General features: G+C 70.0%; 10 protein-coding genes and 1 tRNA gene. 6 read left to right on the top strand and 5 right to left on the bottom strand.

Annotation, left to right across the window (positions count from 1 at the left end):
* Positions 1 to 21 precede the first annotated feature (21 nt).
* Entirely contained in the window at positions 22 to 804 is a 783-nt protein-coding gene (locus tag Q8R60_16080; protein ID MDP3713995.1) for a uracil-DNA glycosylase, read from the top strand.
* Between the two features lie 335 nt (positions 805 to 1,139).
* Here Q8R60_16080 and Q8R60_16085 read toward each other — a convergent pair whose 3' ends face one another.
* Positions 1,140 to 3,605, bottom strand: a complete 2,466-nt coding sequence (locus Q8R60_16085; GenBank protein MDP3713996.1) for a GGDEF domain-containing protein — start codon at positions 3,603 to 3,605, stop codon at positions 1,140 to 1,142.
* Entirely contained in the window at positions 3,605 to 4,834 is a 1,230-nt protein-coding gene (locus Q8R60_16090; protein MDP3713997.1) for an MFS transporter, read from the bottom strand. Before Q8R60_16090 ends, Q8R60_16085 begins: the two co-directional genes overlap by 1 nt.
* A gap of 114 nt (positions 4,835 to 4,948) precedes the next feature.
* Between Q8R60_16090 and Q8R60_16095 the strand changes: the two genes are divergently transcribed.
* The 5 genes from Q8R60_16095 to purT all read left to right on the top strand — a co-directional run bounded on the left by Q8R60_16095 (position 4,949) and on the right by purT (position 8,224).
* Entirely contained in the window at positions 4,949 to 5,452 is a 504-nt protein-coding gene (locus Q8R60_16095; protein ID MDP3713998.1) for an ACT domain-containing protein, read from the top strand.
* Positions 5,453 to 5,953, top strand: a complete 501-nt coding sequence (def, locus tag Q8R60_16100; GenBank protein ID MDP3713999.1) for a peptide deformylase — start codon at positions 5,453 to 5,455, stop codon at positions 5,951 to 5,953.
* Between the two features lie 7 nt (positions 5,954 to 5,960).
* Positions 5,961 to 6,034, top strand: a tRNA-Leu gene (locus tag Q8R60_16105).
* A 111-nt stretch (positions 6,035 to 6,145) separates the two neighbouring features.
* Positions 6,146 to 6,958 carry a Bax inhibitor-1/YccA family protein gene (locus Q8R60_16110; GenBank protein MDP3714000.1) on the top strand — a complete coding sequence of 271 codons (813 nt, stop codon included), beginning with the start codon at positions 6,146 to 6,148 and terminating at the stop codon, positions 6,956 to 6,958.
* Between the two features lie 93 nt (positions 6,959 to 7,051).
* A complete protein-coding gene (purT, locus tag Q8R60_16115) occupies positions 7,052 to 8,224 on the top strand; it encodes a formate-dependent phosphoribosylglycinamide formyltransferase (protein MDP3714001.1) in 1,173 nt (390 codons plus the stop codon).
* Here the strand turns inward: purT and Q8R60_16120 are convergent, their stop codons facing one another.
* From Q8R60_16120 to Q8R60_16130, 3 genes are read right to left on the bottom strand one after another with little or no spacing between them, the layout of a single operon-like run.
* A complete protein-coding gene (locus Q8R60_16120) occupies positions 8,225 to 8,635 on the bottom strand; it encodes a PPOX class F420-dependent oxidoreductase (protein ID MDP3714002.1) in 411 nt (136 codons plus the stop codon). It abuts the gene before it with no gap.
* Positions 8,635 to 10,068 (bottom strand): M1 family aminopeptidase, encoded by a 1,434-nt coding sequence (locus Q8R60_16125; protein MDP3714003.1) that lies wholly within the window; start codon positions 10,066 to 10,068, stop codon positions 8,635 to 8,637. Before Q8R60_16125 ends, Q8R60_16120 begins: the two co-directional genes overlap by 1 nt.
* 18 nt (positions 10,069 to 10,086) lie before the next feature.
* A complete protein-coding gene (locus Q8R60_16130) occupies positions 10,087 to 11,469 on the bottom strand; it encodes a cystathionine beta-synthase (GenBank protein MDP3714004.1) in 1,383 nt (460 codons plus the stop codon).
* Positions 11,470 to 11,707 lie beyond the last annotated feature (238 nt).

The raw sequence follows: 11,707 nt of genomic DNA on the forward strand, positions 1-11,707 counted from the left end.
TGCGACGATGCCCGCGTGGTGATGCCTCCCGGTTCCGGCTTGCCGACCGACCATGCCACCCCCACCACACCGGTCGCCCACTCGGCGGAGGACGTCGTACGCCTGGCTGGCAATGCCCCGTCGCTGTCTCACGTCGATGCGCGATCGTCGGTGTGCCGCGCCTGCTCGCGCCTGGTTACGTGGCGCGAGGACGTGGCGGTGACGAAGCGGGCGTCGTTCGCAGACCAGGACTACTGGGGACGCCCGGTCACGGGCTGGGGCGATCCCCGGCCGCGGATCGTCGTGATGGGTCTCGCGCCGGCGGCGCACGGCGGCAACCGCACTGGCCGCATCTTCACGGGCGACCGCAGCGGCGACTGGCTCTATGCGGCACTGCATCGGGCGGGGCTGGCGTCGCTGCCGACGAGCGTCAGCGCGGACGACGGGCAGGAGTTGCACGGCGTGCGGATCACGCTGCCGGTGCGCTGCGCTCCGCCGGCCAACAAGCCGACCCCGCAGGAGCGCGACGCGTGCGCGCCGTGGCTGGTCCGTGAGTTGGGCTTCCTGCTGCCGACGACCCGGGCCTTCGTGGTGCTAGGCGGCTTCGGCTGGGCCGCGCTCTTCGGGTCGCTGGCCGCGGCTGGAGTCGAGGTGCCGGCGCGGATCCCGAAGTTCGGGCACGGCGCTGAGGTGGAGCTACCGGGCGGCCTGCACGTGCTCGGCTGCTACCACGTGAGCCAGCAAAACACCTTCACGGGACGGCTCACCGAGCCCATGCTGGACGCCGTCTTCACCCGCGCGCTGGAGCTGAGCGAGCCGCACTAGGCCGTTCGGAGGGTCCGCTGCGGGCTAGACGCCGCCCCGATGACCCGGTCATCGGCATCTAACGGCCCACGCTTGAGGGCTGAAAGGGTGAATTTTGTGGTGCACCTGGGTGCTTCTGTCCGTTTTGCCCGAAACTGGCACTTGGCCTAGTTGTTTGTAGCCCCGTACGGTTGCCCTCGTTACGCCGGATGGCTCAGTCCGGTGAGGGCCTGTTGGAGGTGGATCGAATGCGCGGCGGAAAGTGGCTCTAAGCGGATCGTAGGCAAACCCAACCTCTCCAGGGGTTGGGACTGGGTGGTGCTACACCCGGTCCCAACCCCTGGATCGTTTTTGGGCTACAGCTGGGCGCGCGCCTCGCGCTTGCGCAGCCAGCCGGCCATGTCGATGGCTGCCATGGGGCGGGCGAAGTAGTAGCCCTGCAGTTCGTCAACGCCGAGGACCCGCAGGATGTGCTGCTGGTCCTCCTGCTCGACGCCCTCGGCAACGACCCTCATGCCCAACGTGTGCGCGATGTCCACCACAGCGCGAACGACCGCCCGGTCTGCGGGATCGTCCACGAGGTTGCGGACAAAGCCTTTGTCGATCTTGACCTCGTCGACGGGTAGGCCCTTGAGGTAGGTCAGCGACGAGTAGCCGGTTCCGAAGTCGTCGACCGACAGCTTGACCCCGAGGTTGCGAAGCTCCTGCATACGTTGGGCTGCGAGTGCTGGGTCGTCGACGACGACCCCCTCGGTGAGTTCGAGCGTGAGCATCCCCGGAGCCGTCGACGTGGAGGTGAGCAGCGCAGCTACCTCGGTGACGAAGGACTGGTCGAGCACTGTCTCGGCGCTGACATTGACAGCAACGCCGACGTGGCCCGCTCGTCGATGCCACCCCTTCGCCGCGGTGAGTGCCTGACGAAGGATGGTTGTTGTCAGGGGCCCCATCAGCCCTGAGGCCTCTGCCAGGGGAATGAACTCGTCCGGGGTGATCGCGCCCAGAGCGGGGTGGGTCCAGCGGGCCAAGGCCTCGACACCGGTTACGTCGCCGGTAAGTGTGTTCACCTTCGGCTGGAACGCCACGCCGATCGCTCCACTGGCAAGAGCTTCACGGAGCGCCATGACGACGGCCAGGCGTCGTTGCCCTTGGACCTCGTAGGCCGGCTCCCAAAGGACCGGTCCCCCATGCGCGTGCCGCGCGCTGTACATGGCCGTCTCTGCGCGTCGGATGAGGCTCTCGGCCTCAGTGCCGTGCTCGGGCCCGCTCACGCAACCTACGGACAGTCGCACGTGCGTACCCACGGCCCCGAGCTGGGCACCGCCCTCGATCTGAGCTCGCAACGCCAGACCAAGCAGTTCGGGGTCGCCGCTGTAGTGCGAGGCGGGAACGCTGACAGCGAACCGTCCGCCGCCGATGCGGCCGATCTGGGCCTCGGGGACTGCCACGTGAAGACGACGCGTCACTTCTGACAGTAGGTCGTCGCCGACCTGGTGCCCGAGCGTGTCGTTCACCTCGCGAAAGCTGTCCACAGCCATCGCGGCCACCAGTACACCGTCGTGCGCGGCCAGTTGCGCATCGATGCGCCGTGAGATCTCGGTCAGGTTCGGCAGCGAGGTGAGCGGGTCTGTAGTCGCCGCCCGCTCGAGATCGGTAAGCAGCTTGCCTCGCTCGATGGCGGTCGCGAGCTGGTTCGCAATTGTCTCGAGCAACCGCAGGTCGCCCATATCGAAATCGCGGACGTCGCCGGCACGCTCGATCGCGCTCAAGATGCCGATGACACCCTGCGAGCCAAGCAGTGGCGTCGACATGCGATCACTAACGCCGCTGTCACGCTCCCGTAGCCGCGCGCCGCCGATCTCAGCCGTCAGATCGGCGAGTCGATCCAGCTCGACGAGGTGCGCGTGGGCATCCTCGGCCACGGTCAGGTGGCGCCAGCTTCCGGACTCCGTAACAAGCGCAAGATCGAGTGTGGTGGTGTGAAGCAGCGTGCGTACGCGCTCGAGTACATCTGTCAGTCCGTCCAACGACAGATCGACCGGACCAAGGTCCTTCACGAACTCATACAGCTCGTGGGTCGACTTCTCTTGGACGATCAGCCGTCGGTGCGCGCGGTACCCCAGGGACGCGGTCATCACCAAAACCACGATCACGAAGGCCACCAGTGGCTCCGTCCATACCGCTGCGACCGCGACGACGGACAAACAGGTGAAGACGAGCGTCGAGCCAGTAGCGATCGTGACCGGTTCCATGAGGCGATCCAGGCTCATCGGCACCCCGGCCAGCCGCATGACGGCGGCCAAGCTCAACTGCGAGATGGCCTCGGCTACGAGGAACCCGAGGAGCAGGGCGAGCCACAACCGGATGTCCGGGCCGTCCGGACGAAGCGAGCCGATAGCGAGCAGGGCCACTCCCGCCTCCGCGAAGGCGAGCCCGAAGTTGAACGCGGTCTTGATGGCGGTCTGTCGACGCAACACCACCGAGTCGACGAGCACGGCGCTGAGCCACGTGATCATCAATGTTTGCGGCGAGCTGAACACCGCGCCCAGGGCCAACGGAAGCTGCGAGAAGGCGACGCTTCGAGCCTGGCCTCGGTACTCGAAGTCGATGCTCAGGTGCGATGCGGCCAGCAGGGCCGGGAACAGCAGGAACCAGGGCACTTCTACGGCGGAGTTCAACGACATTCGCGGCATCGCCCAGGCGGTGGTGGCAGCCCCGGCGACAGCGAGCAACGTGCTCAGCACGTAGATGGACGCGGCCGCCCTGCGGCCGAGCCCCGCGCCCGAACTGCCCCCAGTCATCCCTTGCGGCTTCGGCATGATCATCAGTTCCCTTGAGTGGCCAGTTCGGCACCGACAGGGCCAAGCCGACGGACCAGTGGTAGCGCGGCGATGCCGAGCAGGCCAGTCGTGGCGATGACAGTCCGGGGCGACCACACTTCGGCTGCAGCGCCAGCGGCCAAGAGGACGACTCCCTGCGTAGCCATCAGCAGGGTTCCCGCAACGCCGTAGGCCCGCCCGCGCAACTCGGGCGGCGTCCGCAATACGTACTCCGCGTTAACGATGAGTTGGATTGCGCTGCCAGTACCTGCGACAACGAACAACGCAGTCAGGGCGCTCGAGCTGTCCATGAGAGGTGCCGCGAGGAGGGGTGTGGCGGAAAGTGCGATCAGGTAGGGCAGCAGGGACAGTCGCACCTCTGCCCGAAGGCGCACGACGAGGGCGCTCCCGAGGAGAAAGCCCGCTGGGACGGCGGCAGTCATAGCTCCTACGGCGGACGGTCCGTCGCCTAGCTCGGCTGCGAGACTCACGGCCAAGCCCTCGCTCGGTATGACGATGGCCATCGCAAGCACCCCAAACGCAAGCAGCCGCCTGAGGTCGGGTGCCTTCCGCACCGCTGAGATGCCCACCCAAGTCTCCTGCAGGACACCTGTCCGGTCATTCTTCGCCTGTGCCGGCGGACGCGAGCGCACCATCATCAGGAGGAGCCCTGCAGACAACAGGAAGGAGGAGGCGTCAAGGAGCAGTGCGCTCTGGTAGCCGACCAACGCGACCAGCCCGCCGCCAGCGAGGAAGCCCGAGACCTGACCCGCTTGATAGCCAGCGTTCATCAGTGCGTTCCCCACGACGTACCTGTCGCCAGCGAGAATTTCGGGGAGCAGGGAACTACGCGACGCGTCGAACGGCGGGGCAAGCACACCTATGAGAATCAGCAGTGTGAAGACAACTGGTAGTGGGACGCCGTCAAGCGCGATGCCGGCAACCAGCAGGGCCCGAAGGACATCGCTGACGACCATGACTTCGACGCGCGGGTATCGATCCGCGGCCGTTGCGAGAAGTGGTCCGCCGAGCAGCCAGGTGAAGTAGGAGCACGCAAAGGTGGCGGAGGCGGCGAAGGCAGAACCCGAGCGCTCGAAGACGAGCAACGAGACGGCCACGCGACTGACCTGATCCCCCACTGTGCTCAGCATCTGGGCGAAGAAGATGGCGCGGAACTCGCGGACGCGCAGCACCTCGCGATACGTCACGCGCGCAGCCCGCACCCCCTCGGTCACCTGCCCAGTGTGGCGGAAGTGACTCATGTGCGCAGGGATACCAGTGCCCGAAAGCAGCATGAAACAGCAGGTCACAGTCCTGGTGTCCGGATCTCGACCTGCGACGATCGGCACATGAGCTCCTACGCCGTCACCGCTGTCGGTCCGGACGCGCCCGGGGAGGTGGCGGCGCTGGCCGAGGCCCTCGCCGGTCTGGGTGCCAACCTCGAGGACGCGAGCATGACCCGGCTGCGCGGCCACTTCGCGATGACGATGGTGGCGAGCGTCGAGCGCACGGCCGCGGAGGTCGAGCAGGCGCTCGAGCAGGCAGGCACCGGGCTGCACGTCTCCGTCTGGGACGTGACCGACGACGCGGCGGCGCCGGCGACGGGGGCGCCCTACCGCGTCACCCTGCACGGCGCCGACCGTCCCGGCCTCGTCGCGACGGTGGCACGTGCTCTTGCGTCGTACGACGGCAACATCACCGACCTCACCTGCCGGCTCGTCGGGGACCTCTACGTGATGACGGTCGAGGTCGACCTCGTCGACGCGGCGCCCGTCACGGCCGCGCTGGAGCAGGTCGGTCGCGACCTCGGCGTGACGCTGCACGTCGAGCCGGTCGACGAGGACGTCCTCTAGGTGGAGCTCGTCACCCGCGTCGCCCCCGACCCGGTCCTGTCCGGGACCATGGCCGACGCCGACCCGACCGACCCGGCGCTCGTCGTGCTCGCCGACGCGATGGTCGCGATGATGCGCGCCAGCCCCGGGTGCGTCGGCATCGCGGCGCCGCAGGTCGGCCACGCGGTCCGGCTCTTCGTCCTCGACGTCACCGGCGCGCGGCGGGTTCGCACCTGCGCGGGCCTGGTGGTGCTCTGCCAGCCCGAGGTCCTCGCGAGCGAGGGCAAGGAGGTACGCCGCGAAGGCTGCCTGTCGGTGCCCGATCTGACGGGCGACGTGGCCCGTGCGACGAGCATCACCGTGACCGGCCTGGTGCCCGGGACGGGCGAGCGCCGGACCTACGAGGCGGACGCGTTCGAGGCGCGGGCGTTCCAGCACGAGCTCGACCACCTCGACGGACTGCTCTTCCTCGACCGTGTCGCCGGCGCGCACGCGCTGTTCGCGCGCAAGACCTACCTTTGAGCGGTTGGCCCCCGTAGTCCAACCGGCAGAGACACGGCGCTTAAACCGCTGACAGTGTGGGTTCGAACCCCACCGGGGGTACGCCAGTCACCACAGCGACACATCACGGATGCAGCGGGCACAGATCTGCTCGCTCTATCGTTGTGATCAGCGAGGCGGGCACCCTGCTCGCACTCTCACGGAGGAGTGGACGTGCGCAGCACCAGCAGCAACCCCGCGCTGAACCGCAGCGAGGCCTTCGCCGGCTCTCGCACGGTCGGCTTCAACGAGCGCCCCCAGGCGTCCGCGCCCGGCTGGGCTACCGGCGACCCCCTCGAGCAGTCCTTCCAGGGCACCGTCGCCGGAGGGCTGCAGACCGGTCGCATGACCGTCGAGGACGTCATCGTCCGCACGGCGATCCTGCTCGTGACCGCGATGGTCGCTGGCGGGCTGACCTGGTACCTCGGGCTCGAGGGCCTTGCGATCCCTGCCGCGATCGTCGGCCTCGTCCTCGGCCTCGTCATCACCTTCAAGCAGGTGATGAACCCCGCGGTGATCGTCACCTACGCCGCGGTCGAGGGCGTCTTCCTCGGCGGCATCAGCAAGCTGTTCGAGTCGAGCTTCCCGGGGATCGTCGTCCAGGCCGTCTCGGGCACCGTCGGCACCGCGCTGACCATGCTCTTCCTCTACAAGAGCGGCAAGATCCGCGTGACGCCGCAGTTCCAGAAGATGGTCATCATGGCCACCGGCGGTTTCCTGGTGCTGATCCTGGCCAACTTCGTCTTCACGCTGTTCAGCGACGGAGCGGGCATCCGCGGCGGCGGCCTCGGTCTCGCCGTCGGCGTCTTCGCGATCGGCCTCGCGTCGCTCAACCTCGTGCTCGACTTCGACTTCATCCAGAAGGGCGCGCAGAACGGCCTGCCGGAGAAGTACGGCTGGTTCGCGGCCTTCGGCCTGATGGTCACGCTGGTCTGGCTCTACATCGAGATCCTGCGCGTGCTCGCCATCCTCCGCGGCGACGACTAGCAGCCGCCACCGCGCTCTGACGACGGGGCCGTCTCCCCTCCGGGAGGCGGCCCCGTCGGCGTTGCCGGGACCGGGCACGGCAGGATCGACAGCGTGCCCCTGATCCCGCTCAAGCTCCTGCTCCTCGGCTCCGGCGAGCTCGGCCGTGAGGTCGCCCTCGAGGCGGCCCGGCTCGGCGTCGAGGTCGTCGCCGCCGACCGCTACGCCGGCGCACCGGCCATGCAGGTCGCCGGCCGCTGCGTCGTGCTTGACATGACCGACGCGGTCGCGCTCCGAGCGCTGATCGAGGCGGAGCAGCCGGACCTCGTCGTACCCGAGATCGAGGCCCTCGCCACCGACGCCCTCGTCGCGCTCGAGGCGGAGGGGGTGCGCGTCATCCCGACCGCGCGGGCGGCCCGGCTCACGATGGACCGCGAGGGCATCCGGCGGCTCGCCGCGGAGGAGCTGGGGCTGCCGACGTCGCCCTACCGCTTCGCCTCGACCGAGGCCGACTACGACGATGCGATCGCCGCGGTCGGCACGCCCTGCGTCGTCAAGCCCGTCATGAGCTCCAGCGGCAAGGGGCAGTCCGTCGTACGCCCTGGCGACGACCCTCGGGTGGCGTGGCGCTACGCCCGGGAGAACGCCCGCGTGAAGGACCGGCCGGTCATCGTCGAGGGCTTCGTCGACTTCGCGTACGAGATCACGCTGCTCACCGTCCGCCATGCCGGCGGGGTCACCGTCTGCCCGCCGATCGGCCACGTGCAGGTCGACGGCGACTACCGCGAGTCGTGGCAGCCGCACCCGATGAGCGACGTCGCGCTGGCCCGCTCCACCGAGATCGCCACCAAGGTCGTCGACGCGCTCGGCGGGCACGGTCTGTTCGGCGTCGAGCTGTTCGTCACGGCCACGGACGAGGTGCTGTTCTCCGAGGTCTCGCCGCGCCCGCACGACACCGGGATGGTGACGCTGGTCAGCCAGCCGACGTCGGAGTTCGCGCTGCACGTGCGCGCGATCCTCGGCCTGCCGGTGCGGCCCGACGACGTCGCGGTCGTGCGCCCGTCCGCCTCCGCGGTCGTGCTGGGGACGGAGACGGGCACACCGGCGTACGACGGGCTCGAGGCCGCCCTCGCGGGCGAGTCGGTCCAGCTGCGGGTCTTCGGCAAGCCGACCTCGCACCCGGGTCGCCGACTCGCGGTGGCGCTCGCGCAGGGCTCCACCGTCGACGAGGCCCGCGCCCGCGCCCGCGCCGCCGCGGCCTGCGTCACGGTGACGGTCACGCCCTGATCAGCCGTGACGGGTCGGCCCGGCCTTCTCCAGGTTGATCGTCAGCAGGCACCGCTGGTCGCTCACCATCACCTCGCGGTACTCGTCCCAGTCCGGGTGCTCCCCGCTCACCGACCGGTAGTAGTCGACCAGGCCTTCCATCGCCTCCGGCAGCGACACGACCTCGACCGTGCCCGCGAGCTGTACCCACTCGCCGTAGAAGCCGTCGGTGAAGACCGTCAGCCAGGCGCGCGGGTCGCGGCGCAGGTTCTTCGTCTTGTACGCCGTCTCGCGGCTGCTCACGACGACGTGCCCGTCGGCGTCGACGGAGGCGGTCACGGGGGTCAGCTGCGGGGTGCCGTCGGCCTTGAGGGTCGCGAGGACCGCGTGGTGGTGCTGCCGGACGAACGCGAGTGCGTCGGAGATCTCCATCACGGCAGCGCGCCGACCTTCTTCAGTTCGGCGACGGCGGCGGGCAGGTGGCGCAGCGAGGCCGCGAGGTCCGCGGGGGTCGTGATGCGGTGGGCGTTGCGGCGGACGTGGCAGCCGATCGCCTTGTCGAAGGCGGCCGCGCCGACGGCCCGGCGGGCCTTCGCGAGCGCCGCCGCGCCCTGCACGTAGACCGACCGGTAGTAGGAGGACCGGCCCTCCCAGTAGGTCATCGGCGCACCGACCCGGTTGCGCCCGTCGGCCGGGATCGTCGTCCGCTCGTAGGAGCCCAGCGTCCCGCGGTCGAGCCCCTCGGCGTAGGTCCCGAACGACTCGTCGAGCCAGGGGTCGCGACCCTGGTTGTTGCCGACCAGGCCGTAGAACCACTCGTGGGCGACCTCGTGCGACGCGGTCGCGTCCTGCGCCTGGCCCTTGCCGAGCAGGATCATCCCGGGGTACTCGATGCCACCGGTCAGGTCCGGCACCACCGCCGCGGCGAGCCGCTCGTACGGGAACGGTCCGAACCGTGTCCGGTGCACCTTGATCGAGCGGGCCAGCTCGTTCGCGACCGTCGCCGCGCTGTCGCTGACCCCCGGCGCCACCCCGACGACGACCGGCATCGAGTCGACCATGACGGTCCGCGTCGAGAAGCGACCGACGGCCACGGCGACGTCACGGACCGAGCGGGCCTTGAAGACCGCCGTCGTGCCGTTGTCCGACACCGGCGCACCGGTCGACAGCACGCCGAGCCCCTGCGCCCGCGTCACCGACAGCGACGCGAGCTGCATCGCCTCCGACGTCGAGGACTCCGCGAACGACGAGGTCTCCCGCTCGAGCGCCCAGCCCTTGCGGCGCTCCCAGTTGAGCAGCGGCATCCCGCTGCCGAACCACTGCGTCTCGCCGCGCCGCCCGAACCGGTCGTTGATGCCGGTCGGCAGCTTCATCCGCCAGGTCAGGTCGATCGTCACCGCGGTGCCCGCCGGGGTCTTGCCGACGAGCGGGATCCGCAGCACCGTCGGCGACGGCCGCTCCATCGTGCGCGCCCGCCCGTTGACGACCGCCTTCGACACCACGATCGACCCACCCGCCGCGCGCGGCTTCGGCCCGGCCGCCCACAGCCGGAAGTAGATCTGCCCGGTCGCGAGGTCGGGCGTGAACACCACTCGCTGCGTCCCGCTGACGATCCCGTCCGACCCGAACGACACCGCCGCCGTCAGCACCGGCCGCTTCGGGTCCGGCGCGATGTTGGTCGTCGGGCAGGGCAGCATCGTGGCCTGCGCCCGCACGGCAGCCGCGCTCGACGGACGTGCGTTTCCAGCAGGCGCCACGTCGTACGCCGGGACGGTCTGCGCCGTCGGCGCTCCCGTCGAGCAGGCGGCCAGCCCCGCGAGCAGCAGCGGCGCGACGAGCCGGGCAGGGCGCGAGCGAGGCGTCATGGCCCGACGGTAGACCGCTCAGGCGTGGGAGAGGAAGGCCAGCACGTCCTGGCGGGTGACGACGCCAGTGGGTCGGCCGTCGTCGATGACGACTGCCGCATCGGCCTTCTCGAGCGCGACCATCGCGGCGGAGACGGGCTCGCCCGCACCGACCATCGGCAGCGGCGGACCCATGTGCTGCGACAGCGGGTCGGCGAGCTCCGCGCGACCGTTGAACAGCGCGTCGAGCAGGTCGCGGTCGTGCACGGCGCCGACGATCTCGGCGGTCATGACCGGCGGCTCCGCGCGCACGACGGGCATCTGCGAGACGCCGTACTCGCGCAGGATGTCGATGGCCTCGCGCACGGTCTCGGTCGGGTGGGTGTGCACGAACTCCGGCACGGAACCCGCGGGCGCGCCGGCCTTGCGGGCCATCACGTCCCCGACGGTCTGCTGGCCCTCGTCGGCGGCCAGGAAGCCGTAGTCGGCCATCCAGTCGTCGTTGAAGATCTTCGACAGGTAGCCCTTGCCGGAGTCGGGGAGCAGGACGACGACGACCGCGTCGGGGCCTGCCTCGCGGGCGACCTGCAGGGCCGCGACCGTGGCCATCCCGCAGGAGCCGCCGACGAGCAGCCCTTCCTCGCGCGCGAGTCGACGGGTCATCGCGAAGGCGTCACGGTCGGAGATGGCGAGGATCTGGTCGGGCACGGAGGCGTCGTACGTCGTGGGCCAGAAGTCCTCGCCCACGCCCTCGACGAGGTAGGGGCGGCCGGAGCCCCCGGAGTAGACCGAGCCGACCGGGTCGGCGCCGATCACCTGGACGGCCCCGTTGCTGACCTCCTTGAGGTAGCGGCCGGTGCCGCCGATCGTGCCGCCGGTGCCCATGCCGGCGACGAAGTGCGTGATGCGGCCGTCGGTCTGCTCCCACAGCTCCGGCCCGGTGGTCTCGTAGTGCGACCGCGGGTTCGCCGGGTTGGAGTACTGGTCGGGCTTCCACGCGCCAGGGATCTCGCGGGCCAGTCGGTCCGACACCGAGTAGTAGGAGCGGGGGTCCTCCGGGTCGACGGCGGTGGGGCAGACCTCGACGCGGGCGCCGTAGGCACGCAGCACGTCGATCTTGTCGCGGGCGACCTTGTCGGGGCAGACGAAGACGCAGGAGTAGCCGCGGGTCTGCGCGACGATCGCGAGGCCGACGCCGGTGTTGCCGCTGGTCGGCTCGACGATCGTGCCGCCGGGCTTGAGGGCGCCGGACGCCTCCGCGTCGGTGATCATCCGCAGGGCGATGCGGTCCTTCACGGACCCGCCGGGGTTGAAGTACTCGACCTTGGCGAGGACCTGGGCCGTGATGCCCTCGGTGACCCTGTTGAGCCGGACCAGGGGGGTGTTGCCCACCAGGTCGATGAGGGAGTCGCTGACCTGCACCGTCGGGCCTCTCGCTCGCTGAGCGCCACGGGTTGGCGCGCTGCGCGGGAGCCTATGCCCGCGCAGGAGGGCCGCGGCGCGCGCGAAGGCGACCGGCGTGGTGGCGAGGGGAGGACCCCGGGCCTGCTGACCGAGCTGTCCCCGGCACTGGCCGAGGGCTGTCGCCCGCACCGTCCCGCACAGCGCCGTCGTCGCGCACCTCGGGGCCGCGGACCGACCGCGTTAGGGTTCGATCACC

The organism is Mycobacteriales bacterium (genome assembly GCA_030697205.1).
In the GTDB taxonomy this organism is placed as follows: Bacteria; Actinomycetota; Actinomycetes; order Mycobacteriales; family SCTD01; genus JAUYQP01.

Excerpts from the sequence above, each read along its gene's own strand:
- Q8R60_16080 (MDP3713995.1), top strand. The coding sequence starts at position 22 with ATGCCTCCCGGTTCCGGCTTGCCGACCGACCATGCCACCCCCACCACA.
- Q8R60_16085 (MDP3713996.1), bottom strand. The coding sequence starts at position 3,605 with ATGATCATGCCGAAGCCGCAAGGGATGACTGGGGGCAGTTCGGGCGCG.
- Q8R60_16095 (MDP3713998.1), top strand. The coding sequence starts at position 4,949 with ATGAGCTCCTACGCCGTCACCGCTGTCGGTCCGGACGCGCCCGGGGAG.
- Q8R60_16120 (MDP3714002.1), bottom strand. The coding sequence starts at position 8,635 with ATGGAGATCTCCGACGCACTCGCGTTCGTCCGGCAGCACCACCACGCG.
- Q8R60_16125 (MDP3714003.1), bottom strand. The coding sequence starts at position 10,068 with ATGACGCCTCGCTCGCGCCCTGCCCGGCTCGTCGCGCCGCTGCTGCTC.